This is a genomic window from Trujillonella endophytica, from assembly GCF_900110555.1.
GTDB lineage: Bacteria > Actinomycetota > Actinomycetes > Mycobacteriales > Geodermatophilaceae > Trujillonella > Trujillonella endophytica.
Map to the genome: position 1 here is coordinate 102,312 of NZ_FOEE01000010.1, position 25,309 is coordinate 127,620.

At 75.8% G+C, this 25,309-nt stretch carries 24 protein-coding genes; 11 read left to right on the forward strand and 13 right to left on the reverse strand.

The genetic code is table 11. The features are described from left to right. Positions 1-27: 27 nt before the first annotated feature. Together BMY88_RS16135 and sepH are read right to left on the reverse strand one after the other, a co-directional pair. Complete coding sequence (locus tag BMY88_RS16135) at positions 28-501, reverse strand: YflT domain-containing protein (RefSeq protein WP_091945650.1); 474 nt, start codon at positions 499-501, stop codon at positions 28-30. 53 nt (positions 502-554) lie between these two features. Beyond that, positions 555-1,457, reverse strand: coding sequence for a septation protein SepH (sepH, locus tag BMY88_RS16140; protein WP_091945653.1), 903 nt, complete (start codon positions 1,455-1,457; stop codon positions 555-557). Positions 1,458-1,736: 279 nt separating this feature from the next. Between sepH and BMY88_RS16145 the strand changes: the two genes are divergently transcribed. Next, positions 1,737-3,626 carry a S9 family peptidase gene (locus tag BMY88_RS16145; protein ID WP_244524720.1) on the forward strand — a complete coding sequence of 630 codons (1,890 nt, stop codon included), beginning with the start codon at positions 1,737-1,739 and terminating at the stop codon, positions 3,624-3,626. A gap of 80 nt (positions 3,627-3,706) precedes the next feature. Here the strand turns inward: BMY88_RS16145 and serC are convergent, their stop codons facing one another. Both serC and BMY88_RS16155 read right to left on the reverse strand, forming a co-directional pair. After that, positions 3,707-4,822: a phosphoserine transaminase gene (gene serC, locus BMY88_RS16150; RefSeq protein WP_091945659.1), complete on the reverse strand. Its 1,116-nt coding sequence runs from the start codon at positions 4,820-4,822 to the stop codon at positions 3,707-3,709. Positions 4,823-4,910: 88 nt separating this feature from the next. Continuing rightward, a complete protein-coding gene (locus BMY88_RS16155; protein WP_091945663.1) occupies positions 4,911-6,044 on the reverse strand; it encodes a citrate synthase 2 in 1,134 nt (377 codons plus the stop codon). A 122-nt stretch (positions 6,045-6,166) separates the two neighbouring features. Here BMY88_RS16155 and pdxH point away from each other — a divergent pair, with 122 nt between their 5' ends. Both pdxH and BMY88_RS16165 read left to right on the forward strand, forming a co-directional pair. Continuing rightward, positions 6,167-6,826 carry a pyridoxamine 5'-phosphate oxidase gene (pdxH, locus tag BMY88_RS16160; RefSeq protein ID WP_091945666.1) on the forward strand — a complete coding sequence of 220 codons (660 nt, stop codon included), beginning with the start codon at positions 6,167-6,169 and terminating at the stop codon, positions 6,824-6,826. Next, entirely contained in the window at positions 6,823-8,199 is a 1,377-nt protein-coding gene (locus tag BMY88_RS16165) for an MFS transporter (RefSeq protein ID WP_091945669.1), read from the forward strand. Before pdxH ends, BMY88_RS16165 begins: the two co-directional genes overlap by 4 nt. Before the next feature lie 153 nt (positions 8,200-8,352). Here the strand turns inward: BMY88_RS16165 and BMY88_RS16170 are convergent, their stop codons facing one another. Further along, on the reverse strand, positions 8,353-9,024 hold the full coding sequence (locus BMY88_RS16170) for a UdgX family uracil-DNA binding protein (RefSeq protein WP_091945672.1): 672 nt from the start codon (positions 9,022-9,024) through the stop codon (positions 8,353-8,355). Positions 9,025-9,107: 83 nt separating this feature from the next. Here BMY88_RS16170 and BMY88_RS16175 point away from each other — a divergent pair, with 83 nt between their 5' ends. Both BMY88_RS16175 and BMY88_RS16180 read left to right on the forward strand, forming a co-directional pair. Then, positions 9,108-10,034, forward strand: coding sequence for an ABC transporter ATP-binding protein (locus BMY88_RS16175; protein WP_091945675.1), 927 nt, complete (start codon positions 9,108-9,110; stop codon positions 10,032-10,034). Beyond that, entirely contained in the window at positions 10,031-11,242 is a 1,212-nt protein-coding gene (locus tag BMY88_RS16180) for an ABC transporter permease (protein WP_091945678.1), read from the forward strand. The genes BMY88_RS16175 and BMY88_RS16180 overlap by 4 nt, the downstream gene beginning before the upstream one ends. Positions 11,243-11,290: 48 nt before the next feature. Here BMY88_RS16180 and BMY88_RS16185 read toward each other — a convergent pair whose 3' ends face one another. Next, a complete protein-coding gene (locus tag BMY88_RS16185; RefSeq protein ID WP_091945681.1) occupies positions 11,291-11,755 on the reverse strand; it encodes a VOC family protein in 465 nt (154 codons plus the stop codon). 133 nt (positions 11,756-11,888) lie between these two features. Here BMY88_RS16185 and BMY88_RS16190 point away from each other — a divergent pair, with 133 nt between their 5' ends. Both BMY88_RS16190 and BMY88_RS16195 read left to right on the forward strand, forming a co-directional pair. Further along, positions 11,889-12,869 (forward strand): TIGR03557 family F420-dependent LLM class oxidoreductase, encoded by a 981-nt coding sequence (locus BMY88_RS16190; RefSeq protein WP_091945685.1) that lies wholly within the window; start codon positions 11,889-11,891, stop codon positions 12,867-12,869. Positions 12,870-12,961: 92 nt separating this feature from the next. After that, entirely contained in the window at positions 12,962-13,720 is a 759-nt protein-coding gene (locus tag BMY88_RS16195; RefSeq protein WP_091945688.1) for a tetratricopeptide repeat protein, read from the forward strand. 127 nt (positions 13,721-13,847) lie between these two features. On the opposite strand, the gene BMY88_RS16200 is transcribed toward BMY88_RS16195, so the two are convergent. After that, positions 13,848-14,243, reverse strand: a complete 396-nt coding sequence (locus BMY88_RS16200) for a VOC family protein (protein WP_091945691.1) — start codon at positions 14,241-14,243, stop codon at positions 13,848-13,850. A gap of 38 nt (positions 14,244-14,281) precedes the next feature. Beyond that, positions 14,282-15,211: an SMP-30/gluconolactonase/LRE family protein gene (locus BMY88_RS16205; protein WP_091945694.1), complete on the reverse strand. Its 930-nt coding sequence runs from the start codon at positions 15,209-15,211 to the stop codon at positions 14,282-14,284. Positions 15,212-15,267: 56 nt separating this feature from the next. Between BMY88_RS16205 and ppc the strand changes: the two genes are divergently transcribed. Together ppc and BMY88_RS16215 are read left to right on the forward strand one after the other, a co-directional pair. Then, on the forward strand, positions 15,268-18,063 hold the full coding sequence (gene ppc / locus BMY88_RS16210; RefSeq protein WP_091945697.1) for a phosphoenolpyruvate carboxylase: 2,796 nt from the start codon (positions 15,268-15,270) through the stop codon (positions 18,061-18,063). A gap of 19 nt (positions 18,064-18,082) precedes the next feature. Further along, a complete protein-coding gene (locus BMY88_RS16215; protein ID WP_244524721.1) occupies positions 18,083-19,186 on the forward strand; it encodes an inositol monophosphatase family protein in 1,104 nt (367 codons plus the stop codon). A 47-nt stretch (positions 19,187-19,233) separates the two neighbouring features. Here BMY88_RS16215 and BMY88_RS16220 read toward each other — a convergent pair whose 3' ends face one another. Continuing rightward, the gene (locus BMY88_RS16220) at positions 19,234-20,652 is read right to left on the reverse strand and encodes an FAD/NAD(P)-binding protein (protein WP_091945877.1); all 1,419 of its coding nucleotides are present in this window, start codon (positions 20,650-20,652) and stop codon (positions 19,234-19,236) included. 86 nt (positions 20,653-20,738) lie between these two features. Here BMY88_RS16220 and BMY88_RS16225 point away from each other — a divergent pair, with 86 nt between their 5' ends. After that, the gene (locus BMY88_RS16225) at positions 20,739-21,041 is read left to right on the forward strand and encodes a putative quinol monooxygenase (RefSeq protein WP_091945704.1); all 303 of its coding nucleotides are present in this window, start codon (positions 20,739-20,741) and stop codon (positions 21,039-21,041) included. 273 nt (positions 21,042-21,314) lie between these two features. Here BMY88_RS16225 and BMY88_RS16230 read toward each other — a convergent pair whose 3' ends face one another. The 3 genes from BMY88_RS16230 to BMY88_RS16240 all read right to left on the reverse strand — a co-directional run bounded on the left by BMY88_RS16230 (position 21,315) and on the right by BMY88_RS16240 (position 23,913). Continuing rightward, the gene (locus BMY88_RS16230; protein ID WP_091945707.1) at positions 21,315-22,127 is read right to left on the reverse strand and encodes an Fpg/Nei family DNA glycosylase; all 813 of its coding nucleotides are present in this window, start codon (positions 22,125-22,127) and stop codon (positions 21,315-21,317) included. Beyond that, complete coding sequence (locus BMY88_RS16235; protein ID WP_091945710.1) at positions 22,120-23,484, reverse strand: cryptochrome/photolyase family protein; 1,365 nt, start codon at positions 23,482-23,484, stop codon at positions 22,120-22,122. The genes BMY88_RS16230 and BMY88_RS16235 overlap by 8 nt, the downstream gene beginning before the upstream one ends. 108 nt (positions 23,485-23,592) lie before the next feature. After that, positions 23,593-23,913, reverse strand: a complete 321-nt coding sequence (locus tag BMY88_RS16240; RefSeq protein WP_091945712.1) for a GNAT family N-acetyltransferase — start codon at positions 23,911-23,913, stop codon at positions 23,593-23,595. 243 nt (positions 23,914-24,156) lie between these two features. Here BMY88_RS16240 and BMY88_RS16245 point away from each other — a divergent pair, with 243 nt between their 5' ends. Beyond that, the gene (locus BMY88_RS16245; RefSeq protein WP_139220502.1) at positions 24,157-24,501 is read left to right on the forward strand and encodes an EthD domain-containing protein; all 345 of its coding nucleotides are present in this window, start codon (positions 24,157-24,159) and stop codon (positions 24,499-24,501) included. 7 nt (positions 24,502-24,508) lie between these two features. Here BMY88_RS16245 and BMY88_RS16250 read toward each other — a convergent pair whose 3' ends face one another. Beyond that, positions 24,509-25,309: a hypothetical protein gene (locus BMY88_RS16250; RefSeq protein WP_091945720.1), complete on the reverse strand. Its 801-nt coding sequence runs from the start codon at positions 25,307-25,309 to the stop codon at positions 24,509-24,511.

Below are 25,309 nucleotides of genomic sequence, written 5' to 3' on the forward strand. Positions count from 1 at the left end.
GACAGGGCCCAAGGCCCCGGCCGCAGGTCAGCCGCGGAGGGAGAAGCGGGCCAGCGAGGCGCGGGCCTCCTCGGCCCGGCTCGGGTCGCACATCACGTCGTACCGGCCGGCGACGATCCGGCTGGTGCTGGTGAAGTCGCGCCGGCCCCGGGTGGCGGCGTATCCCATGCCGGCGAACAGGGCACCGAAGAGCAGGCCGACGAGCAGGCCGGTGAACACCGACCCGAGCCAGTTGCTGCCGTCCTCGGAGAACATCCCCAGCAGCAGGCCGACGAACAGGCCCCACCAGGCGCCCCCGGCGGCGCCCGCGCTCAGGGCGCGACCCCAGGTCATCCGCCCGGTGACCTTCTCGACCTGCTTGAGGTCCGATCCGATGATCGTCACGTTCTCGACGGGGAACTTCTCGTCCGACAGGAAGTCGACCGCGGCCTGGGCCTGCTCGTAGCTGTCATAGGACCCGACCTGGACGCCGCCGAGCGGCATCGACACCGACATGGACATGGGCACCTCCTACCCGCAGGCAAACGGAGGACACGTCCGGAGTGTTCCGGCGGTCAGCGGTGCCGGCGCACTCCGAAGACGATGTCCTCCCACGCGGGGATGCGCGCCCGCGGGTCCTCGTCCTCGCCGTCGGTGCGGCCCAGGACCACCGTGTCGTGCTCGGCGATCTCGTCGAGGTCGACCTCGGGGTCGGCGGCCCGGCGGGAGTGGTCGGCGTAGCCGTCGCCGGGGACGACGTCGCGGACCTGCTCCTCGGCGTCGGCCGGCTCGGACTCCGGCACCTGCTCGGTCACGAAGGCGACCGGCCGGGAGCGGTGCAGCGGGGACGCGGGCAGCCCGGCCGGCACGTCGGGGACGACCCGGACCAGGCGGGTGCCCTCGGCGAAGTCGGTGGTGGCCGCGTCGACGGGCACGACGGTGCGGCCGGGGATGTCGTAGGCCCAGCGGGTGACGCCGGACTTCGCGCCGGCCTGCCAGGCGGCGGTCACCTGCCACACGCCGTCCGTGGCGCGGGCGGAGTCCCACCGGACGGCGTCGAGATCGGTGCCCAGCAGTCGCAGGCGCTCGGCCATGAACTGCTGCAGCGGCGGGGCCATGCTGCCGTCGGACAGCCGGACCCGGGCCTCGCGGGCCTGCTCGGCGATGCGCTCGCGCTCCTGGAGCACCGGGTGGGCGAACCGCAGCACCCGCTCCAGGCGCAGCCCCGCGGCCTCGGCCAGCTGCTCCGGCGTCTCGCCGGCGCGGATGCGGGCCTGGATGACCCGCGGCGGCAGGCTGGTCCCCAGGTCGACGTCGATCTGCCCCAGCCGGCGGGTGTCCCCGCGGGCGGCGGCCCGGACGCGGTCGTCCACGGGGAGCAGGAACCGCTCGCCGTCGTCGCCGGGCTCGGCGCCCTCGGCGACGAGCACCAGGTCGGAGCCGTCGTCGGACAACCCCACGAGGCGCAGCGTGCGCATGGGCGTCCTCCGTCGTCAGTCGTTCCGGGATGGACCGGCGTCCGAGGCTATCCGCGCCCGGCGTGCTATCCCCCGCAGGCTCGCCCGGCGTGGCGGGAGTTGTTGCCGGCGACATCCGGACGCAACACGGCCCCTCCACTGTGGCGGATGGGGCTGCTGCGTCGACGGCGCGGGCCCTGCGGAGTGCGTGCGCTGCCACACCACGTCGGCGTGCGACCCTCCCGCGGGCCGCCGTCCGGAGCCGCCGGGCGCGCATCGCCCACCAGCCGAGGAGGTGCCGTGGCCAGCCCGCTGTTCGCCCCGCCGCCCGCCGTCCCCGCGGGCCTCGGGACCGGCCTGACCACCGAGGTCCGGCTGGCCGTCGCGGAGGTCGCCGGCGCCGCCGGCGCCTGGTGCCCCGCGCTCTCCCCGGCCGGCGACCTGGTCGCCTACGTCACCGACCGCTCGGGCATCCCCCGGCTGGAGGTGCTCCCCGTCGGCGCGGGCGGCTCGGCCGCGACGCTGCCGCTGGTGCTCTCCGGCCCGGAGCAGGAGGTCGTCTCCGTCGCCTGGGCCCCCGACGGCGCCTGGCTGGCCTACCTGGTGAGCCCCGGCGGATCGATCTGCGCGGAGCTGCACGTGGTCCGCCCCGACGGCAGCGACGCCCGCCTGGTGGCCGGGGAGGACCCGCGCGCCGCCGTCTTCGCCGGGCATTGGACGCGCCCCGGCCACTACGTGTGCTCCATCGCGCCGGGCACCGGACCGGACGCCGACGTCGTCCTGATCGACGTCGAGACCGGCGCGCACCGCACGCTGGCCCGCGGCGGCTTCCTCTCCGTGACGGCCGTCTCCGCCGACGAGCGCCGGGTGCTCGCCCGCCGCGGCCCGCGCGGCTACCGGCACGTGGTCCTCGTCGACGTCGCGACCGGCGAGGCCCGCCGCGTGATCGGGCTGGACGCCCCCGGCGGCATCGCCTCCGAGGACGGCCGCTTCGCCCCCGACGGCCGGTCGGTGCTGCTGCGGGCCGCGCTGCCCGGCCCCCCCGGCGCCGACCGCGCGGGCCTGGTCGAGGTGCCGCTGGCCGACGACGGCACCCCCGGCGCCGGCCGCGTCGTCCTCTGCCGGCCCGACGCCGACCTCGACGCCTACGCCGTGCGGCCCGACGGGTCCGTGCTCGCGGTGTGGAACGCCGGCGGCGTCTCGCGACTGGCGGTGCACGACCTGGCCTGCGGAGCGGTCGTCGAGCGCATCCCGCTGCCCGAGCCCGTGCTGCCGGGCTGGTCGCTGGCGGCGGACGGCGCGACGATGGTCGCCGAGCTCACCGGCCCGCACGCCCCGCGCGGGCTGTGGTCGGTGCCGCTGGCCGCGGCCGGGACGCCGGCCCGCCTGCACTCGCTGCCGCGCCGGCCCGACCGCGCGCTGTCGGTCGACCCGGTCCGGATCGACTACCGCGGCGACGACGGCACGCCCCTGCACGGCTGGCTGTACACCCCGCCGGACGTGCACGGGCCCAACCGCACGGTGGTCAGCTTCCACGGCGGCCCCGAGGGGCAGGAGCGCCCGGCCTGGTCGCCGGTGGCGCAGTCGCTGGTCGCCGCCGGGCTCACCGTGTTCGCGCCCAACGTCCGCGGCTCCGGGGGACAGGGGCGGGCCTTCATGTGCGCCGACGACGGCGCCGCGCGCGAGGCGTCCTTCGCCGACGTCCCCACCACGGTGCGGTTCCTCCTCGACGAGGGGATCGCGGCGCCGGGGCAGGTCGGCGCCCACGGGTGGTCCTACGGCGGCTACCTGACGCTGGTGGCGCTGACCCGCTGGCCCGAGCTGTTCGCCGCCGGGGTCTCGGTGGCCGGCATGAGCGACCTGCGCAGCTTCTTCGCCGGGACCGAGCCGTGGATGGCCGCGGCCTCGGTGACCGAGTACGGGGACCCCGTGGCCGACCGCGAGATGCTGGCGGCGATCTCCCCGATGACGGCGCTGGACCGGCTGACCGCCCCGGTGCTGCTGGCCCACGGCGACCGCGACACCAACGTGCCGGTCGCCGAGTCGGTGCAGGCCCACCAGGCGCTGCTGGCCCTCGGCGCGACCAGCGAGCTGCTCCTGCTGCCCGGCGAGGGGCACACGGTCGTCGGGCGCGAGCACGTGGTGGAGCTCGCCGAGCGGGTCGCGGAGTGGTTCACCCGGTGGCTCTAGGAACCGCCGAGATCGGCGATCTCGGCGGTTCCAGGCGCTGATGCCGCCGAGATCGCCGATCTCGGCGGGAGGGGCGGGCGCTACAGGCGCTGCGCGACGTGGTCGATGCAGGCGGTCAGCGCGCTGACGTCGTCGGGGTCGACGGCCGGGAACATGCCCACGCGCAGCTGGTTGCGGCCGAGCTTGCGGTAGGGCTCGACGTCGACGACGCCGTTGGCCCGCAGCACGGCCGCGATGTGCGCGGCGTCCACGCCCTCGGCGAAGTCGACGGTGCCCACGACCAGCGACCGCTGCGCCGGATCGGCCACGAACGGCGTCGCGATCGGCGACTCCTCCGCCCAGCGGTAGAGCCGGCCCGAGGAGTCGCGGGTGCGGGCGACCGCCCCGGACAGCCCCCCGAGGCCGTTGAGCCAGTCGATCTGGTCGGCCAGGAGGAACAGCGTGGCGACGGCGGGGGTGTTGTACGTCTGGTCCTTGCCCGAGTTGTCGACGGCGATCGACAGGTCCAGGAACCCGGGGATCCACCTGCCCGAGGCCTTGATCTCTGCCACCCGCGCCAGCGCGGCCGGCGACATGAGCGCGATCCACAGGCCGCCGTCGCCGGCGAAGACCTTCTGCGGGGCGAAGTAGTAGACGTCGGTCGCGCCGACCTCCACCGGCAGGCCGCCGGCGCCGCTGGTCGCGTCGATCAGCACGAGGGCGTCGTCGTCGGCCCCCTCGGGACGGAGCACCGGGGCCATCACGCCGGTCGAGGTCTCGTTGTGCGCCCACCCGTAGGCATCGACGCCGGCCAGACCCGCCGGCAGCGCGAGCGAGCCCGGGTCGGCCTTGGCGATCACCGGGTCGCCGAGGAACGGGGCGTCGGCCACGCCGGAGGCGAACTTCGCCGAGAACTCCCCGAAGGCGCCGAAGGCGGCGCGGTCCCGGATCAGCCCGAAGGCGGCCGCGTCCCAGAACGCCGTCGTCCCCCCGTTGCCGAGGACGACCTCGTACCCCTCGGGCAGGCTGAACAGCTCGGCCAGGCCCTCGCGGATCCGCCGCACCAGGTGCTTGACCGGCGCCTGGCGGTGCGAGGTGCCCATCAGGGCAGCGCCGTCGGAGGCGAGGGCGGCCAGCGCCTCGGGGCGGACCTTCGACGGGCCGCAGCCGAACCGCCCGTCGCCGGGCAGCAGGTCGGCGGGGATCTGGATGGTCATGGGTGTCCTCCGCGGATCGACGGCCCCACCGCAGGGGGCCCGCCGCGGGCGTTGCGCGCGACGGGCCCCTGCGGTGCTGCTGGGTGGTTCAGGAGGCGGGGGCCGCCTGGGTGACGGACTTGGTCCGGACGGTCTCCCAGCCCTCGACCTCCTCGGGCTTGCGCGGGTCGGGCCCGATGTAGCGGGCCGACGGGCGCACGAGGCGGCCGGTGTTCTTCTGCTCGAGGATGTGCGCGCACCAGCCGGCGGTGCGGGCGCAGGTGAACATCGAGGTGAACATGTGGCTGGGGACCTCGGCGAAGTCGAGGACGATCGCCGCCCAGAACTCGACGTTGGTCTCGACCGGCCGGTCCGGGCGCCGCTCGCGCAGCTCCTTGAGCGCGGCCTGCTCGAGGGCGCGGGCCGCCTCGAAGCGCGGGGCGCCGAGCTCCTCGGACGTGCGGCGCAGCACGCGGGCGCGCGGGTCCTCGGCGCGGTAGACCCGGTGACCGAAGCCCATCAACCGCTCCTTGCGGTCGAGCAGGTCCTTCACGTACTTCTCGGCGTCGCCGGTCTTCTCGACCTCGTCGAGCATGTGCAGCACGCGGGAGGGGGCGCCGCCGTGCAGCGGGCCGGACATGGCGCCGATGGCCCCGGACATGGCCGCGGCGACGTCGGCCCCGGTGGAGGCGATGACGCGGGCGGTGAAGGTGGAGGCGTTCATGCCGTGCTCGGCCGCCGACGTCCAGTAGGCGTCGACCGCGGCGACGTGGCGGGGGTCGGGCTCGCCGCGCCAGCGGACCATGAAGCGCTCGACGATGGTCTTCGCCTCGTCGATCCGGCTCTGCGGCACCGCGGGGGTGCCGATGCCGCGCGCGGACTGCGCGACGTAGGACAGCGCCATGACGGCGGCGCGGGCCAGCTGCTCGCGGGCCTCCTCGGCGCTGATGTCCAGCAGCGGGCGGTAGCCCCAGAACGGGGCCAGCATCGCCAGGGCCGCCTGGACGTCGACGCGCACGTCGCCGCTGTGCACCGGGATCGGGAACGGCTCGGCCGGGGGGAGGCCCGGGCCGAACTTGCCGTCGACCAGCAGGGCCCAGACGTTGCCGAACGTGACCTTCCCGACCAGGTCCTCGATGTCGACGCCGCGATAACGCAGGGCGCCGCCGTCCTTGTCCGGTTCGGCGATCTCGGTCTCGAAGGCGATGACGCCTTCCAGTCCGGGTACGAAGTCGTCGGCCATCTCGCATGCTCCTCTGCGCGCGGGATCGTGCGCCGGGTCGCGGCGCACGACAACGGTCGAACAGTAGGCCCAGGCCGCGGGCGCGGCGCAGCCGGGGCGGGAGCGGTGGCAGCATCGGACGGGTGCCCGACCTCTCCCGCATGCGCAGGGACTACGACCGGCCCGTACTGGCCGAGGACGACGTGGCGACCACCTGGGTGGAGCAGTTCGACCGGTGGTTCGCCGACGTCGTCGCCGCCGGGATCGACGACCCGAACGCGGTGGTGGTCGCCACCGCCGACGCCGACGGCGTCCCGGACGCGCGGATCGTGCTCGTGAAGGGCTACGACGCGTCGGGCTTCGTCTTCGGCACCAGCTACGCGTCGGCCAAGGGCGCGCAGCTGGCCGTCAACCCGCGCGCGGCCCTGGTCTTCCCCTGGCACGCGCTCCAGCGCCAGGTGCGCGTGACCGGCCGGGTCGAGCGCATCGGCGACACCGCCTCCGACGCGCTGTGGGACCCGCGCCCCCGGGAGGCGCAGCTGGCCGCCGCCGCGTCCGTGCAGTCGACCGTGGTGGGCTCCCGTGCCGAGCTCGAGGAGCGCGTCCGGGCGCTCGACGCCGGGACGCCCGCGGGGCCGGTGCCCCGGCCGGCGGCGTGGGGCGGCTACCGGGTGGTGCCCGAGACGGTGGAGTTCTGGCAGGGCGGCCCGGGGCGGCTGCACGACCGGCTGCGGTTCGTCCGCCCGGCCGGGGACGACGGCGCAGCGGGGGGTGGCTGGCTCCTGCAGCGCCTCGCCCCGTGACGAGGGACCCCGCCGCCCCGCAGGCCCGGCGCGGGTCCCTGCCGCGGAGCCGCTGGGCGATCGACACCTCCCCGCTGCAGAACCCGCACTACCGGCGGCTGTTCTGGGGGATCGCCGCCACGATGCTCGGTCAGCAGATGACGCTGGTCGCCGTTCCGTACCAGGTCTACGCCCTGACCGGGTCCTCGCTGCTGGTCGGCGTCACCTCCGTGGTCGCGCTCGTGCCCCTGGTCGTCTTCGGCCTGCTCGGCGGCGCGATCGCCGACGCGATGGACCGCCGGCGGCTGATGCTGGTCACCGCCGCCGGGTCGGCGGGGACCAGCGCGCTGCTCGCCCTGCAGGCGCTCCTGCCCGGCGGCGGCAACCTGTGGCTGCTGTGGGTGCTCACCGCGGCGGTCTCCGGCTTCAGCGCGGTCAACCAGCCGGCCCGCAGCGCGGTGATCCCCGCGCTGGTCGGGCCGGCCGGCGTGCCCGCGGCGAACGCGCTGTCGATGACGGTGCGCCAGGTCGGCGTCATCGTGGGGCCGCTGCTGGCCGGCCTGCTCATCGCCGTCGGCGACCTGTTCGTCGCCTACGCGGTCGACGCCGCCGGCTTCGTCGTCGCCCTCCTGCTGCTGCGCGGGTTGCCCTCGCTCCCGCCGGGGCGGGCGGCGGCCGGACCGCTGCGGCTGGGCGCCGCGGTGCGAGGCGTGGGCGAGGGGTTCGCGTTCCTGCGCACGCAACCGGTGCTGCTCATGACGTTCGTCGTCGACGTCCTGGCGATGCTGCTGGCGTGGCCGCAGGCGGTGTTCCCCGAGCTCACCGAGACCCGGTTCGCCGACTCGCCGAACGCGCTGGGGTGGCTGTTCGCCGGCATCTCCATCGGCGCCCTGGGCATGGGACTGACGTCGGGCTGGGTCTCGCGGGTCGACCGGCAGGGCGCGGTGGTGATCGCGGCCATCGCCGTGTGGGGAGTGGCGATCGTCGGGTTCGGGCTGGCGCCGTCGCTGTGGCTGGCGGTGCTCTGCCTGGCCGCCGCGGGCGCCGGCGACATGGTCAGTGCCGTGCTGCGGTCGTCGATGCTGCAACTGGCCGCGCCGGAGGAGATGCGCGGCCGGATGCAGGGGGTCTTCCTCGTGGTGGTCGCCGGCGGGCCGCGGCTGGGCGATCTGCGGGCGGGGGCGCTCGCCAGCCCGGCCGGGGTCAGCGTGGCGATGGTCTCCGGCGGGATCGCCACCGTCGTCGCCATGGTCGTGGTCGCGCTGGCCGTGCCCTCGTTCTGGCTGTTCCGCGCGTCGCGGTCGGCGCAGCCGAGCGCGACCGAAGGCGGAGCCCGGCCCGCCTCGCCCGCCCCCGAGAGTGGCGAGAGCCGGCCGGGCTCCACCCCGTCGTGACGAGCGGGGCGGGGGGAGGGTACTCGATGGTTCCGGAACCGCGCTCGGCGTCACGTCGTTGCTTCCGAGCGACGCTGCCGGCGCTTTCCGGACGCCGCCGGGGCGATCCCGCCGGGATCGTCGGGAACTCGCCGGCAGAGCGCCGCGACACCGTCAGGCGAGGGCGCGCGCCACCACCGTCAGGTCGGCGACGAGCGCGTCGTACGCGGCCGGCCGGGCCTCCTCCGGGGTGCGCAGCACGGCCGAGGGGTGGGTCGTCGCGAGCATCCAGGTCTGGTGCGGGGCGTCCTCGTCGTCGTCGGCGGGCTCGACCGCGACGGCGCCCGGCGGCGTCCACGGCAGCAGCTGCCCGCGGTCGGCGGTGATCCGGAAGGACGGCGAGATCAGCGCCCGGGCCGCGGTCGCGCCGAGGCAGACGACGACCTCGGGCTTGAGCACCTCGAACTCCGCCTCCAGCCACGGCCGGCAGGCGCGCAGGTGCTCGGCCCCCGGGGACTGGTGGATGCGCCGCTTGGCGGTCGGGGTGAAGCGGAAGTGCTTGACGGCGTTCGTGACGTAGGCGTCGCGGCGCTCGATGCCGGCCTCGGCCAGGGCGCGGTCGAGCAGCCGGCCGGCCGGGCCGACGAACGGCTCGCCGGAGCGGTCCTCCTGGTCGCCCGGCTGCTCGCCGACGAACACGATCCGGGCGGTCTCCGGGCCCTCCCCGAACACGGTCTGCGTGGCCGGCTCCCAGAGCTCGCAGGCGCGGCAGCCGGCGGCCGCCGCCCGCAGCCCGGGCAGGCCCACGCCCGAGGGCGGGGCGGCCGGCTCGTTCTCCTGGCTCATGCCCCGATGACACCCCACTCGGCCGCCGGCCGCGCGGCGGGCGACGTTACGGTCGCGCAGACGCACCCGACGAGGGGAAACCAGTGCTGGAGTTCGACGGGCTCTACAAGAGCTACGGGGACAACCGCGTCCTGGAGGGGGTCGGCTTCGCCGTCGCGGCGGGGTCGATGTTCGGGTTCTGCGGCGCCAACGGCGCCGGCAAGACGACGACGATGCGCATCGCGCTCGGCCTGGCCCGCGCCGACGCCGGCGAGGTGCGCTGGCGCGGCGTCCCGCTCGACGCCGCGATCCGGCGCCGCATCGGCTACATGCCGGAGGAGCGCGGGCTCTATCCGAAGATGCGGGTCGGCGAGCAGCTGACCTACTTCGCCCGGCTGCACGGGCTGGACGCCGCCGCGGCCGCCCGCGCCGCGGAGCACTGGGCCGAGCGGCTGGGCCTGGGCGCCCGGCGCAAGGACGCCGTCGAGAAGCTGTCGCTGGGCAACCAGCAGCGGGTGCAGCTCGCCGCGGCCCTGGTCAGCCGGCCCGAGGTGCTGATCCTCGACGAGCCGTTCTCCGGGCTGGACCCGGTCGGCGTCGACTCGCTGGCCGAGGCGCTGCTCGAGCAGTGCCGCGATGGCGTCCCGGTCGTGTTCTCCAGCCACCAGCTGGACCTGGTCGAGCGCCTGTGCGACTCCGTCGGCATCCTCGCCCGCGGCCGCATCGTCGCCAGCGGGACGGTCGAGGAGCTGCGCCGCCGGGAGGCCGGCAGGCTGCTGCGCGTCGTCGTCCCGGACGCGCCGCAGGGCTGGGCGGCGAGCGTCCCCGGCGTGCGGGTGGTCTCCCAGCAGGCCGGGGACACCCTGCTCGAGCTCGCGGCCGGCACCGACGACCAGGTGGTCCTCGCCGCCGGGCTGCGCACCGGCCGCGTCACCCACTTCGCCTGGCGCGAGCCCACGCTGGTCGAGCTGTTCCGGGAGGCGGTCGCCGACCCGGCGCCGTCGGTCGATCCCGCGGAGGTCGCCGCGTGAGCGACCCCGGGACCGCCGGCGACGGGCGGGGGCAGAAGGCGCTCGGCAGCGCCGCGCTGGTCCGGCTCGTCGCCGGCCGCGAGATCTCCACCCGCCTGCGGGACAAGAACTTCATCATCAGCTCGATCGTGATCATCGTGATCCTGATCGGGGTCATGGTGTTCCAGGTCGTCGTGGGTGCCGGGGAGGACGAGGGCCGCGTGGGCGTGGTCGGCGACGCCTCCGCGCTCGGCCCGGCGATCGAGGCGCAGGGGGAGGCCGCCGGCGTCGACGTCACGATCGTCGGGTTCGACGACGACGCCGCCGCCCGGCAGGCGGTGGAGGACGGCGACGTCGACGGCGCCCTCGTCGGCGGCACCGGCGGGGCCCCGCAGCTGCTCGTCGACGACCGCGACCCGACGACGGAGGCGGTCGTCACCGGGGCGGTGGCCGCGGTGGCGCTCGCCGACCGGCTGGCCGAGGCCGGGGTCGACGTCTCGGGCCTCCCGCAGGTCTCCGTCACCTCCCTCGCGGGCGGGGACGACGACAGCCAGCAGATCGTCGTCGCCATCATCGGCGTCGGGCTCCTGTACGGGCTGCTGATCCTCTTCGGCCAGTTCGTGGCCCAGGGCGTGGTCGAGGAGAAGTCCAGCCGGGTGGTCGAGCTGCTGCTGGCCACGATGCGGCCCTGGCAGCTGCTCGCCGGGAAGATCGCCGGCCTGGGCGTGCTGGGGCTGGCGCAGATCGTCGTCATCGGGATCGTCGGGGTGGTCGGCGCGCTCGCCTTCGACGTCGTCGACGTGCCCGGTGACCTGATCGGCACGGTGGTCTCGGTGGTGCTGTGGTTCGTGCTGGGCTACGCCTTCTACGCCTCGGTGTTCGCCGTCGCCGCGTCGCTGGTCAGCCGCCAGGAGGACCTGGGCAGCGTGCTCACCCCGACCACGCTCGTGCTCGTGGCCGGCTTCTTCGTCGGCATCCAGGCCGCGACCGATCCCGACAGCACCCTGGCGACGGCCACCTCGTTCGTGCCGGGGCTGTCGCCGCTGGTCATGCCGGTGCGGCAGGCCGCGGGCGAGGCCGCGGCCTGGGAGGTCGCCCTCGCCGTCGTCCTCATGCTCGTCGCGGTCGCCCTCGTGGTCCGGCTGGGCGGGCGGGTCTACGCCGGGGCGCTCCTGCGCACCAGTGGCCGGACGAAGCTGCGGGAGGCCCTGCGCGCCGAGCGGGCCTGACCCGGCGCCGGGGCGGGTGCGCCGGCGCGGGTCGGGGGCCGGTTCGGGTCAGGCCGGGGCCTCGGCGGTCGAGGCCGCCAGCTCCTCGGGACCCTGCTGCGCCGCGGCCCGGTCCATCCACATGATCTGCCAGCCGTGGCCGTCGAGGTCGTAGAAGCTGCGCGAGCACATGAAGCCGTAGTCCTCCAGGTCGTCCACCTCCACGCCGCCGGCGGCCACCGCGGCCGCGGTGACCGAGTCGACCTCCTCGCGGGAGGAGACGCTGAAGCAGTAGAGCGCCAGCGTGTGCGTGCGGGGATCGGCCATCGGCAGCTTGGCGAACTCCCGGAACTTCTCGTGGCCCAGCAGCATGACGCTGGCGCCCTCGCCGATCGCCATGCAGGCGGCGGTCTCGTCGGTGAAGGTCGGGTCGAAGCCGAACCCGAGCGCCGTGAAGAACGCCTTGCTGCGCTCCACGTCGGCGACGGGCAGGTTGACGAACAGGGTGCGGCCGGGGTGGGCGGGAGCGGTCACGGGGGTCTCCGGGAGAGAGGACGACGGGTACGTCCGGAGAGACGGGCCGAGCCGGCGGAACTCATCGGTGGAGCCCGGTGCATGACCGCCCCGCGCCCGATTGGGTGCTCTCCGCCCCGGGTAGCCGCCGCCCATGGCGATGCAGCTGGGCTACACGATGATGACCGAGCAGGCCGGTCCACGGGAGCTGGTGGGGCACGTGGTCGGGGCCGAGGAGGCCGGCTTCGACTTCGCCGTCAGCAGCGACCACTTCTTCCCCTGGCTGGAGGAGATGGGCCACTCGCCCAACGCCTGGGTCACTCTCGGCGCCGCCGCCCAGGCCACCAGCCGCATCCCGCTGATGACCTACGTGACCTGCCCGATCCTGCGCTACCACCCCGTGGTCGTGGCCCAGCAGGCCGCGACGCTGCAGATCCTGTCCGGAGGCCGGTTCACCCTCGGCATCGGTGCCGGGGAGAACCTCAACGAGCACGTCGTGGGCGCCGGGTGGCCGCCGGCCGACGTCCGTCACGAGATGCTCGTCGAGGCGCTGCAGGTCATCCGCGAGCTGTTCGACGGCGAGGGGCACGTCAACTTCCGCGGCGACCACTTCGACGTCGAGTCGGCCCGGCTGTGGGACCTGCCGGAGAAGCGGGTGCCGATCGGGGTCGCCGTCTCCGGGGAGCAGTCCTGCGGCATCGCCGGCGAGCTCGGCGACGCGATGGTCGCCACCGAGCCGCGCACCGAGCTGGGGGAGTGGTTCGACGACGCCGGCGGGGTCGGCAAGCCGCGGATCGCGCAGATGCCCCTCAGCTACGACACCGACCGCGACGCGGCGATCGAGCGGGCCCACCGGCTGTTCCGCTGGTTCGGCCTCGGCTGGAAGGTCAACGCGGAGCTGCCCGGCCCGCCGGCCTTCGAAGCGGCCAGCCAGTTCGTCCGTCCCGAGGACGTCGCCGGCAGCATCCCGTGCGGCGCCGACGTCGACGCGGTGATCGAGGCCGCGCAGGAGTACGCGCACGCCGGGTTCACCCACCTGGCGCTGGTGCAGATCGGCGGCGACGCCCAGCAGCCCTACCTCGAGTGGGCGCAGCGGGAGCTGATGCCGGCCTGGCGGAAGGCCTTCGGGGACTGAGCGGTGCCCCCCGCCGACGGGGGAGACACGATCGGGTCAGGTCACCACCACGGAGGACGCCGAGGTGGGGACCGGCATCGCACCATGGCCGCATGACCGAGGACCCGGACGAGCGCCTCCGGCAGCTGCCGGCCGCCGACGCGCGCGCACTCATCGCCCTCGGCCGCGAGCTGGTCGGTGCCGACCGTCTGCCGGAGGCGGAGGAGTGCTTCCGCCGCGCCGCGGCACTGGGCAGCGCGGTGGCGGCGTTCGCACTCGGCAACGCCCTCGCCGCGCAGGAGCGCTGGAGCGAGGCGAGCGTGGCGTACGAGGCCGCCTTGGCCGGCGGCGAGGCGCACGCGTGGCGCACGCTCGGTCACGTGCTCGAGGAGATGGGCGACGACGCGGGAGCGCTCGCCGCCTGGCGGGGGGCGGCCGACGCGGGGGACGCCCACGCCGCGGCGGTGCTCGCCTGCCGGGAGTGGTGCCGCACCCAGGACCCGGCGCTCGAGGACGCGCTGCGGGCGGGGGCGGACCTGTTCCCGCCGGCGCGGGCGGACCTGGCCGACCTGCTGCGGGAGACCGACCGCGCGGTCGAGGCCCGCTTCGTGCTCGAGGTCGGCGCCAAGCGCGGCGAGGCGGTGGCCTGGCTGCCGCTGGGCAACCTCTACTGCGACGAGCTGGGCGACGACGAGGCGGCCGAGGAGGCCTACCGCAGCGGCATCGCCGCCGGCGACGTCCGCTGCCACCACAACCTCGGCGTGCTGCTGGTCGGCCGCGGTGACCACGAGGGCGCCGCGGAGCAGTTCGGCATCGGTGCCGAGGCCGGCGACGAGCTGGCCATGGCCGCGCTGCGCCTGTTCCAGGACTGAGGAAGGACCGGCGTCGTCCGGACGCGGCTCCTGGCGGCCCCGGCGGCACGCCTTGCGGGTGTTCCTCGCGCGTTGCCGGCTCTGCAGGACCGCCGACGCGCGAGCAACACCCGCATCGGGGGCCGGGCTAGGCGAGGTTCAGCTGCCAGGAGACGCCGAACCTGTCGTTGACCCAGGCGAAGCGGGTGCTGAAGCCGTAGTCGCCGACCGGCATCAGCACGCCGCCGCCCTCGGACAGGCCCGCGAACAGCCGGTCGAGCTCCTCGGCCGACTCCACGTCGACGAAGACCGAGAAGGACGGCGTGAACGTGAAGTCGTGCACCGGCGGGCTGTCGAAGCAGCGGAACACCTGGCCGGCGATGGAGAAGGTGGCCTGCTCCACCGTGCCCTCCGCGCCCGCGCCGCCGGGCCCGAAGCGGGTGAGGGTGAGCACCTCGGCGTCGTCGAACAGCGACGTGTAGAGCTCCAGGGCGCGCTCGGCGTCGCCGGTGAACATCAGGAACGGGGTCACCTGCTTCGGCATGGCGGCAGGCTACCGGCGCCCCCCGACGGTCGGGGCTCTCAGGTGAGCTGGCGCAGGCCGTCGAGCGGACCGCGGTAGACCGCCGCCGCCGGGCCGGTCACCCCGGGCCGCGCCGTGAACAGCCGCCCGGCCAGGGGCTGCGCCGCCCGGTCGGCCGCGGACATCCCCTCCGCCGACGTGGTCACCACCAGCAGGTCCCGGCCGGCGCCGGCGAAGCAGCAGGCCGAGGTCTGCGCCACCGGCACCTCGACGACCGCGAGCAGGTCGCCCTCGGGGGAGTACCGGCGCACCTGCCCGGCTCCCCACAGCGCCGTCCAGAGGCAGCCGTCGTCGTCGACGGTGAGCCCGTCGGCCACGCCGGCGTCGTCGCCGAACTCGAGCAGCACCCGGCCCCGCGCAGGCGTCCCCGTGGCGACGTCGTAGTCGAACGCCGACAGCAGCCCCGGGCCGGAGTCGGCCAGGTAGAGCGTGCTGCCGTCGGGTGACCAGCCGAGCCCGTTGGAGACGGTCAGCCCGTCGAGCAGCGTGCGCACGGTGCCGTCGAGGTCGAGGCAGTACAGCGCGCCGGCGCCCGGGCGCTGGTCGAAGGCCATGGTGCCGGCGAGGAACCGGCCCGCCGGATCGCACGCGGCGTCGTTCATCCGGGTGCCACCGGACCCCTCGGAGCCGCCCTCACCGGCGAGCTCGAGCAGCACGCGGGCGGCGCCGTCCTCGGCGAGAGCGCTGAACCCGCCGCCGGCGGCCAGCAGCCACCCCCCGGCCGCGACCGGGGCCACGGCGCCGACGGTGTCGCCGCCGTGGTGCGCGGCGCGCTCGGTGAGGTCGCCGTCGGGCCCGACGGCCGCGCGGCGCAGCAGCCCGGCGGGGATGTCGACCCACAGCAGTTCGGCGCGGGCGGCGTCCCACCGCGGCCCCTCCCCGTGCGCGGCGGCGGGCGGAGCGGCGGCGGTCGCGGTCAGGCGCTGCATACCGACGTCCTCCCCACGACACCCGCTCGTCACACGGACGGCGGCATACTCCCGCCATGTCCGAAGCCACCGTGGACGTCGCCGACCTCCGACAGCACGGCCGGACGGAGGATCCGGGCGCAGAGGCACCGCTGCGCGAGGACATCCGGCTGCTGGGCCGGGTGCTGGGCGAGGTGATCGCCGAGCAGTCCGGCGACGAGGTGCTGGAGCTGGTCGAGAGCACCCGCGTGGCCGCCTTCGGGGTGCGCCGGTCCGACGTCGACCGCGCCGAGCTCGCCGACCAGCTCAGCGGGCTCGACGTCCGGGCGGCCAACCACGTGATCCGGGCGTTCAGCCACTTCTCCCTGCTGGCCAACCTGGCCGAGGACATCCACCACGAGCGGCGCCGGCGGTTCCACCGGCGCAGCGGCTCGCCGCCGCAGCCGGGCAGTCTCGCCGCCACCTTCGGCATCCTGGACGCCGCCGGACTCGACGCCGACGCGGTCGCCGACGCGCTGACCGGGGCGCTGGTGGTCCCCGTGGTCACCGCGCACCCGACCGAGGTGCGGCGCAAGACCATCTCCCAGGTGCAGCGCCAGGTCACCGAGCTCATCCGCCACCGGGACCGGTCGACCGAGGACCTCGGCGCGGACCCCGAGTGGGCCGGCCGGCTGTGGCGGGCGGTGCTCACCCTGTGGCAGACCGCCCTGCTGCGGCTGTCGCGGCTGCGGCTGTCCGACGAGATCGACGAGGCGCTGCGCTACTACGAGCTCTCGCTGTTCGAGGTCATCCCGGCCGTCAACGCCGAGCTGCGCCGCGCCCTCCGGCAGCGCTGGCCCGACGTGGGGCCGACCCGGCCGATGCTGCAGCCGGGGTCCTGGATCGGCGGCGACCGGGACGGCAACCCGTTCGTCACCGCCGACGCCGTCCGCCGGGCGACCAGCCGCCAGGCCGAGACGGCGCTGGGCCACCACCTCGCCGAGCTGGTGACGCTGCGCGACGAGCTCTCGATGTCCGACCGGCTGGTCACCCCGACGCACGAGCTCTACCAGCTGGCCGACGCCTCCCGCGACGAGTCGCCGTTCCGCGCCGACGAGCCCTACCGGCGGGCGCTCATCGGGGTGCACGCACGGCTGGCCGCCACCGCGCGCCGGGTGCTGGGCCGCGTGCCCGGCGCCGCCCCGGCGGGGGAGCGGGAGCCCTACGACGGCCCGGCCGAGCTGCTCGCCGACCTCGCGGTCGTGGACGCCTCGCTGCGCAGCCACGGCGCCGGTGCGCTGGCCGACGACCGGCTGACCCGGCTGCGCGAGGCGGTCGAGGTGTTCGGCTTCCACCTGTGCGGCCTGGACATGCGGCAGAACTCCGCGATCCACGAGGAGGTGCTCGGCGAGCTGCTGGCCTGGGCCGGCGTCTGCGACGACTACGCCGCGCAGGACGAGGCGACCCGGGTGGAGCTGCTCGCCGGCGAGCTCCGGCTGCGCCGCCCCCTGGTCCGCCCGGACGCCGAGCTGTCCGAGCTGGCCCGCGGCGAGCTGGACCTGCTGCACGCGGCGGCCGAGCAGGTGGCGCTGCTCGGCCCGCAGGCGATCCCCAACTACGTGATCAGCATGTGCGAGTCGGTCAGCGACGTGCTCGAGGTCGCCGTCCTGCTCAAGGAGGTCGGGCTGCTGGAGCTCGACGCCTCCGGCCGCCCTTCCTGCCCCGTGGGCATCTCGCCGCTGTTCGAGACGATCGACGACCTGCAGGGCGCCGGCGCGACGATGACCGCGGTGCTGCACCAGCCGCTCTACCGCGACCTGGTCGCGGCCCGGGGCGACCAGCAGGAGGTCATGCTCGGCTACTCCGACAGCAACAAGGACGGCGGCTACCTCGCCGCCAACTGGGCGCTGTACCGGGCGGAGCTGGAGCTGGTGGAGGTCGCCCGCGCCGAGGGCGTCCGGCTGCGGCTGTTCCACGGCCGGGGCGGCACCGTCGGCCGCGGCGGCGGGCCCAGCTACGAGGCGATCCGGGCGCAGCCGCCGGGCGCGGTCGCCGGCTCGCTGCGGATCACCGAGCAGGGCGAGGTCATCGCCGCCAAGTACGCCGACCCGGACCTGGCCCGGCGCAACCTCGAGGCGCTCGTTGCCGCCACGCTGGAGGCGAGCCTGCTCGACATCGAGGGCCTGGGCGACGGCGCCGACGAGGCCTACACGCTGCTCGACGAGCTCGCCGGCCGGGCCCGGCAGGCCTACGGCGCCCTGGTGCACGAGACGCCGGGGTTCGTGGAGTGGTTCCGCGCCGCGACGCCGATCCGCGAGCTGGGCGAGCTGAACATCGGCAGCCGCCCGCCGTCGCGCAAGGCCGGCGACAGCATCGCCGACCTGCGGGCCATCCCGTGGGTGTTCAGCTGGTCGCAGGCCCGGATCATGCTGCCGGGCTGGTACGGCACCGGCTCGGCGCTGGAGTCGTGGATCGGCGGCGACGAGGGCCGGCTGGACCGGTTGCGGGAGCTGCACCGGCGCTGGCCGTTCCTGCGCTCGGTGCTGTCCAACATGGGCATGGTCCTGGCCAAGACCGACCTCGGCCTGGCCGCCCGCTACGCCGGGCTGGTGCCCGACGAGGAGCTCCGCGCGCGGGTGTTCGACCAGATCACCGCCGAGCACGAGCGGACCTGCCGGATGCTGCTGGCGGTCACCGGGGACGACGCGCTGCTCGCCGACAACCCCTCGCTGGCCCGCTCGATCCGCAACCGGTTCCCCTACCTCGAGCCGCTGCACCACCTGCAGGTCGAGATGCTGCGCCGCCGCCGCGAGGGCGACGACGACGAGCTCGTCCGCCGCAACATCCAGCTGACCATCAACGGCATCGCCACCGCGCTGCGCAACAGCGGCTGACCGGGCAGTGTCGACCGGCGTGGGGAGCGGGGGAGCGGCAGCTCCGGGGGTCGTCGTCGCGGCCACCGGTGGCGAGGTGCTGCACCGCGCGGCGGTGGACCTGGGGCTGGCCCCGGCGGCACTGGCGCCGGCCGTGAGCGACCCGGCGTATCGGGTGCTGGCCGGCGGCCCGGGGCAGGCGGTCCTGCTGCGCCGGCAGTGGACCGTCGAGGGGACGCCCGAGGCGGTGGTGCTCGCGGCCGCGGGCATGGGACCGGACTCCCCGGCGGTGCAGGCGACGGCCGCGGCCTGGGGCTGCGAGCGGGTGCGCGACCGCCCCGGCGGCCGCGGGGTGCTGCCCGTCGCCCCGCCACCGGCCACCGCGCCGCTGACCGAGCGGTTCCTCGCCTCCGCGGCGCTGGCCGCCACTCGGGTCGAGACGGCGGTGGCGCTGGCCCGGGGCACGGGCGAGGACCGGGTGAAGCTCGACGGCAGCCCGTCCCTGGCCGCCGACGAGGCCGCGCACACCGCCGCCGTCGGCGTGCTCGGCGCCCTGGGCGTGCCGGTGCTCAGCGAGGAGCGCCCCGACGTCGCCGTCGACCCGGACGGGCCGTGGATCGTGCTCGACCCGCTCGACGGCACCGGCAACTTCCGCGCGGGTCTGCCGCCGTGGGCCTTCTCCGCCGGGCTGGTCCTGGCGGGGGAGCCGATCGCCGGGGTGGTCGTCGACCTCTCGTCGGGCCGCCGCTGGTCCGGTGCCGCGGGCGCCGGCGCCCGGCGCGACGACGTCCCGATCGCGCCGCGCCCGGGCACCACGGTCGTGGTCCCGAGCGCGCCGGGAGGCCGCGCGGTCGGGGTGCCGACCACCGCGCGCCGGATCCGCGTCACCGGCTGCACCGCGGTGGAGATCTGCCTGGTCGCCGACGGGTCGGCCGCGGGGTGGCACGACCTGGACCGCTCCGGCACGCACGTGCACGACGTCGCCGGCGGGCTGGCCGTGCTCGCCGCCGCCGGCGGGGTGGCGCTGACCCAGGACGGCGAGCCGCTGCGCCTGCACCCCGACACCGGGATGCTCATCCGGTTCGCCGCCGCGGGAACGGCCGAGGCGACCCGGGAGCTCATGGCCGCCGTCGGCCCGCGCTGAGCCGGCCCGGCCGGCGTCCCGAACGGGCCCGCCCGGGACGGGGCGGGTCAGTCGCGCGCGCCCTCCTCGGCCTCCTCGGCGGCCTGCGCCGCCCGGGCCGCGGCGAGCAGGGCCTCGCGCTCGTGCATCGTCGTGCGCTCCCGGCCCCGGGTCGCGCCGAGGGCCGTCTCCGCCGCGTCGATGGCCTTCCAGTTCGCCAGGAGCACCGGGTCGACACCCTTGGCGCGCAGCGTGCGGACCAGGTCGTCCGGGTCGCCGTGCGGCGTGATGGTCCCGGCCTGGACGTCGGCCAGCAGCGTGGTCACGGTCTCGCGGGCGTCGTGCTTGTTGGTGCCGACGACGCCGGTGGGCCCCCGCTTGATCCACCCGGCCACGTACTCGCCGGTCGAGGGGACGCCCTCGCGCAGCACCCGCCCGGCCTCGTTCGGCACGGTGTTCGTGCCGGTGTCCAGCGGCAGCCCGGGCAGCGGCAGCCCGCGGTAGCCGACCGACCGCACGACCAGGTCGGCCGGCAGCGTGGTGATCTCGCCGGTGCCGACCGCGCGGCCCTCGGCGTCGACCGCCGTCCGCTCGACCTCGATGCCGGTCACCCGGTCCTCCCCGAGGAGCCGCACGGGGCGGGCGTAGAACCGCAGCGCGAGAGTCGGGCGCCCGGGCTCGGCGGTGTGGTCGGCGTAGCCGCGCAGGATGCCGATGTTCTTCGCCCGCAGCCGGTCGGCGGGCGGCGGCTCGTCCTCGCCGGGCAGGTCCGCGGGGTCGACCAGCACGGTGGCGCCGGCCAGCTCGCCGAGCTCCCCGAGCTCCTTGGCGGTGAAGGTGGCCTGCGCCGGACCGCGGCGGCCCAGGACCGTCACCGACTCCACCGGGGCCGCGGCCAGGGCGTCGAGCACGTGCTGGGGCATGTCGGTGGGCTCGAGCTCCTCGGGGGTGCGGACCAGCACGCGGCCCACGTCCAGGGCGACGTTGCCCACCCCGATCACGATCGCCGACCGCGCCCCGGCGAGCGCCTTCTCGATCCGCTCGCGGTCGGCGTCGGGGTGCCCGCAGTACCAGCCCACGAGGTCGGTCGCGGCGATGCTGCCGGGCAGCTCCTCGCCCTCGATCGACAGCGCCCGGTCGCGCGAGGCGCCGTAGGTGTAGATGACGGCGTCCACGTGGTCGCGCAGTTCGTGCAGGTCGAGGTCGGTGCCGATCTCGACGTTGCCGACGAAGCGCACGTGCTCGTGGTCCAGCACGCCGTGCAGCGTGTTGCGCAGCGCGCGCATCTTCAGGTGGTCCGGGGCGATGCCGTGCCGGACCAGGCCGAACGGGGTGGGCAGCCGGTCGATGAGGTCGACGGCGACCGGGACGTCGGTCTGCCGCATCAGCGCCTCCGCGGCGTAGATGCCCGCCGGCCCGGCGCCGACGATGGCCACCCGGAGGCGGCGCGCGGCGGGTGTGGTGGCAGTGTCCTCGGCGTCCGACATGATCGGCATCCTGACCTGCGCGGCCCGGATGCGCCAACCACCGCACCGGGTCGGCCGCGCCGTCCCGCCGTCCAGGAGGAGCTCCGATGTCCGTGGTCGTCGTCGCCCACATCCGCCCGCTGCCCGAGCACCTCGACGCCGTGCGCGAGGCGTTCGTCGAGATCCTGCCGGCGGTGCACGCCGAGCCCGGCTGCGAGCTCTACGCGCTGCACGAGGCCGACGGCGTCCTCGTGATGATCGAGAAGTGGGCCAGCCAGGAGGCGCTGACCACCCACATGACCGCCCCGGCGCTGGCCGGGCTGGGCCCGAAGCTGGCGGGCAAGGTCGGCGGCGCGCCCGAGGTGCAGGTGCTCACGCCGGTGCCGGCCGGCTCCAAGGGCGCGCTCTGATCGTCTCCGCGGGTCCGCCCGCCCCGGCGTTGTCCCTCGAGCGGCCAGGGCGAGCGGCGAAATGGCCGGCTCAGGGACACCGCCCCGCTGAGCTGCGCGCCGCCGTCGCCGCTGGAGTTCCCGCGGCGGGGTCCGGCGCCGGCGTGTCCCTGGGGCGGCCAGAAGGGCCGAGGGAACGGCCGCCCCGGGGACAACGCCCCGGCGCTGGGGGGATCGAAGGCGCTCTCTGACGGGAGGAGATGGGTGGGTGTCACGCCCACCGATCTCCTCCGGTCAGGCCGCCTGGCAGGCCGGGCACCAGTAGAGGTTGCGGCCCACCATGTCCCGGGTCGCCACCTCGGTGCCGCAGATCCGGCAGGGCAGCCCGGTGCGCCGGTACACGTAGTGCGCGTCCTCCCGGCCGGCCGGGCCGCGCCGGCGGGTGCGGTCCTCGGGGCGGGTCGTGACGATGCGGCCCAGGCGGACGCCGGCACGCATGAGGACGACGAGGTCGGCCCACAGCGCCGCCCATTCCTCGGGGCCGACCTCGCGGCCGGGGCGGAAGGGCGAGATCCGGTGCCGGAAGAGGATCTCGGCGCGGTAGACGTTGCCGACGCCGGCCAGCACCGACTGGTCCATGAGCAGCGCCCCCACGGCGGTGCGGCTGGCGGCGATGCGCCGGTGGGCGAGGGCGCCGTCGCGGCTGCGGGCGCGCAGCGGGTCCGGGCCCAGCCGGTCGAGCACCCGGTCGACCTCCGGCGCCGTGAGCACCTCGCAGACCGTCGCGCCCCGCAGGTCGGTCCACACGCCGTGGCCGTCCGGCCCGGGTCCCTCCCAGCGCATCCGCAGCGCGCCCCGCGGCGGGGGAGGGGTGCCGGTGCCGGCGGTGTAGGTGCCGTAGAGCCCCAGGTGCACGTGCAGGGCGTCGCCGCCGAAGTGCGCGAACAGGTGCTTGCCGTAGCTGGTCACCCGGTCCAGGCACCGGCCGTCGAGGAGTTCGGCGCCCGCGGTGAAGCGGCCCTGCGGGCTGGTCACGTGCACCGGCCGCCCGGCGAACGCCTCCTGCTGCTCGCGGGCCAGCCGGAACAGGGTGTGGCCCTCAGGCACGACGCACCCGCTCGAAGCGGTCCAGGGCGACCCGCCGCTCGTGCGCGTGGTCGACGACCGGGTCCGGGTAGCCGGGGGGCGGGCCGCCGGGCGCCGTCCAGGGCTCGTGCACGTACTTCGCGTCGACGTCGCGCAGCTCCGGCACCCACCGCTTCACGTAGGTGCCGTCCGGGTCGAACTTCTTCCCCTGGGTGACCGGGTTGAAGACCCGGTAGTAGGGCGAGGCGTCGGTGCCGGTGCCGGCGACCCACTGCCACCCGTGGTTGTTGCTGGCCAGGTCGCCGTCGACCAGGTGCTGCATGAAGTACCGCGCTCCCCTCGTCCACTCCTGGTGCAGGTCCTTGACCAGGAACGAGGCCACGATCATGCGCACCCGGTTGTGCACGTACGCCTCGCCCAGCAGCTGGCGCATCCCGGCGTCGACGATCGGGAAGCCGGTGCGGCCGGTCTCCCAGGCGGCCACCAGCTCCTCGGCGTGCGGTCCGGAGTCGTAACCGATCGCCGCGAGCTCCGGGCGGAGGTACTCCCGCGCCGACTCCGGCCGGTGCCACAGCACGTCGGCGTAGAACTCCCGCCAGGCGAGCTCGTCGGTGAACCGGCGCACGTCCTCGCCGTCTCCCTCGGCGGCGAGGTCGGCCAGCAGCGTGCGCGGGTGGACGGTGCCGTACTTCAGGTGCGCCGAGAGCCGGCTCGTGCCGTCGGTGCCGGGGGTGTTGCGGCCGTCGGCGTAGGCGTGCAGCCGCTCCTCGCGGAACCGGTCCCAGGTGGCCCGGGCGGCCTCCTCGCCGGCCGGGGGGAGCCGGGTCCCGCCGAGGTCCTGCTCGGGCGGCAGGTCCTCGGAGCGGGGGCCACGGCACCAGGCGACGTCGCCGGGGTGCGGCGCCGGCGCCGGCCACCCGTGCTCGCGCCAGGCGCGCGCGAAGGGGGTGAAGACCTGGAACGGGGTGCCGTTGCGCTTGGTCACCAGCCCCGGGCCGACGGCGTAGGGCGATCCGGTACGGGTGAACGCGACGTCGCCGAGCGCCCGCTCGACGGCGGCGTCGCGGCGGCGGCCGTACGGCCCGGTGTCGGCCGAGACGTGCACGCTGCCGGCCGCCACCTCCCGGGCCACGGCCGGGACGACGTCGGACGGGTCGCCCGAGCGGATCACCAGGGCGCCCCCGGTCGCCTCGCGCAGCGCGGCCAGGCAGCGGCGGAGGTACTCCCGCCGGGGCACGCCCGAGGGGCCCCACAGCCGGGGGTCGACGACGAACAGCGGCAGCACCCCGTCGGCGCCGGCCGCCTCGACCGCCGTCATCAGGGCGGGGTGGTCACCGAGCCGCAGGTCGCGGCGGAACCACAGGACGCTCGTGGGCACCCGCGCCACGGTAGGTGCGATCGGAGACACGCGCAGACGAAGGCCCTCGGTGCCCCCCACGACTCGCACGCTCGTCGCGGGCCCCTGCACCGAGGCCGAGCGGGGTTGCTAGGCCTGGGCGGTCGCCAGCCCGAAGTGCGGGCGGTCGTCCTCGGCCACCAGCTCGACGTAGTCCGGGTGCTGCTGGATGTAGTGGCGGACGAAGGAGCAGTAGGGCAGCACGTGCAGGCCGCGCTCGCGCGCCGCGTCGAGGACGCCGGCGACCAGCGCCGACCCGATGCCCCGGCCACCGACGCCTGGATCCACCTCGGTGTGCGGGAGGGTCATGACGCCGTTCTCGACGTGATAGCTGGCGAGGCCGACGACGCGCTCGCCCAGCCGGACCTCGAACCGTCCCCGATCCGGGGCGTCGACCACACTCGTCTCCATCGTGCTGTGTCCACCCTCCACTCACCTCCGGCGCCGTTGCCGGGGCACCACCTGCGTCTCGGAACGGTAACGCGGAAACAGCGACGAACGTCCCGCTTCCGGTGCGCGGGCGAGTCGCAACTCCCGGATCGAGTGACGTGTGCCACTCGGACGCGGTGGTGGCGGGGGGAGAGGATCGGTGCTGCCGCCGTCCCCGGCGGTCCGCCGTCGAGAGGCCCTGCCGTGCTCAAGCTCGTGAGTCTGATGTCCCGCAAGCCCGGGATGTCGATGCCGGACTTCCGCCGCTACTACGAGGAGCGGCACGTCCCGCTCGTCGCGCGGCTGCTCCCGCCGGCGCAGGACTACCGGCGCAACTACGTCGCCGAGGGCTCGTCGCACCGGACCGGGCACATGGCCGAGGGCCGGCCCACCGACCGCGCGTTCGACGTGCTGACCGAGCTCACCTACGAGAGCCGGGAGGCCTACGAGCGGGTCGTGGCCGCGCTGTCCGATCCCGAGGTCGGCCGGCTCGTCGCCGAGGACGAGGAGCGGTTCCTCGACCGCGCCTCCGTCCGGTCCTACGTGGTCGAGGAGGTCCGCTCGCCGTAGCGGTGCGTCAGACGCCCGGCGCCCCGGCCCGCAGCTCCGCCCCGCGCGAGGTGGGCGGCCGCCAGCCGGTGGTGTCGCGTCGCGGCGGGAGGGGGGACACCGGCAGGGGATCGGGCTCGGGCAGCGGCGCACCGCGCTCGGGGGCGAGGTCGGCCGGGTCCACGGTGATCGACGCGAAGACGCCGTCGACCAGCCCCGGGACCAGGTCGGGGCGGCGGGCCCGGACGCTGGGCGTGCCGTCGTCGACGAGGAAGAGGCACGGCGTGCTGGCCGGGGAGCCCAGGTACTCGCGCGAGCTCGCTCCGGCCATCGGCTCCCAGGGGAGCCCCATGAACTGCAGGAGCCGCAGGACGCGGTCGTCCAGGATCGCCACCAGACCGGGCACGTGGCAGTCCAGCGCGTACCGGCCGATCGCGTAGCAGAGCGCGAGGTTGAGCTCGGCCCCCGCCCGGCCGGTGCGGAAGCGTGGGTCCACGGCCAGCGTGGCGACGTCCCACACCGGGCGGCCGGACAGCCCCGCCGCGCCCAGCACGTCGTCGGCGGAGAGGTGCCAGGGCGGGCCGGCGACGTCGGTCAGCGTCTTCACCTCGCCGGCGTCGTCGGGGAGGACGAACCGCGCGGCACCGAGCGCCGAGCCGTCCGCGTCGTCGATCACCGCGATGAACCGGGACCGGCTGTCGTAGGGGCCGTACTCGCGCTCCATGACCTCCGGGGTGTTGCCGAACGCCCGAAGGAACACCCGCTCCTCGACGCGGCGCGCGGCGTCCCGCTCCGCCGGGGTGTGGGCGACCAGCAGGCGCAGCGTCAT

Coding starts and splice junctions, on each gene's coding strand:
- BMY88_RS16135 (WP_091945650.1), bottom strand. CDS start 501: ATGTCCATGTCGGTGTCGATGCCGCTCGGCGGCGTCCAGGTCGGGTCC.
- sepH (WP_091945653.1), bottom strand. CDS start 1,457: ATGCGCACGCTGCGCCTCGTGGGGTTGTCCGACGACGGCTCCGACCTG.
- serC (WP_091945659.1), bottom strand. CDS start 4,822: ATGACCATCCAGATCCCCGCCGACCTGCTGCCCGGCGACGGGCGGTTC.
- BMY88_RS16155 (WP_091945663.1), bottom strand. CDS start 6,044: ATGGCCGACGACTTCGTACCCGGACTGGAAGGCGTCATCGCCTTCGAG.
- BMY88_RS16170 (WP_091945672.1), bottom strand. CDS start 9,024: ATGAGCCAGGAGAACGAGCCGGCCGCCCCGCCCTCGGGCGTGGGCCTG.
- BMY88_RS16190 (WP_091945685.1), top strand. CDS start 11,889: ATGGCGATGCAGCTGGGCTACACGATGATGACCGAGCAGGCCGGTCCA.
- BMY88_RS16195 (WP_091945688.1), top strand. CDS start 12,962: ATGACCGAGGACCCGGACGAGCGCCTCCGGCAGCTGCCGGCCGCCGAC.
- BMY88_RS16200 (WP_091945691.1), bottom strand. CDS start 14,243: ATGCCGAAGCAGGTGACCCCGTTCCTGATGTTCACCGGCGACGCCGAG.
- BMY88_RS16205 (WP_091945694.1), bottom strand. CDS start 15,211: ATGCAGCGCCTGACCGCGACCGCCGCCGCTCCGCCCGCCGCCGCGCAC.
- ppc (WP_091945697.1), top strand. CDS start 15,268: ATGTCCGAAGCCACCGTGGACGTCGCCGACCTCCGACAGCACGGCCGG.
- BMY88_RS16220 (WP_091945877.1), bottom strand. CDS start 20,652: ATGTCGGACGCCGAGGACACTGCCACCACACCCGCCGCGCGCCGCCTC.
- BMY88_RS16225 (WP_091945704.1), top strand. CDS start 20,739: ATGTCCGTGGTCGTCGTCGCCCACATCCGCCCGCTGCCCGAGCACCTC.
- BMY88_RS16240 (WP_091945712.1), bottom strand. CDS start 23,913: ATGGAGACGAGTGTGGTCGACGCCCCGGATCGGGGACGGTTCGAGGTC.
- BMY88_RS16245 (WP_139220502.1), top strand. CDS start 24,157: ATGTCCCGCAAGCCCGGGATGTCGATGCCGGACTTCCGCCGCTACTAC.
- BMY88_RS16250 (WP_091945720.1), bottom strand. CDS start 25,309: ATGACGCTGCGCCTGCTGGTCGCCCACACCCCGGCGGAGCGGGACGCC.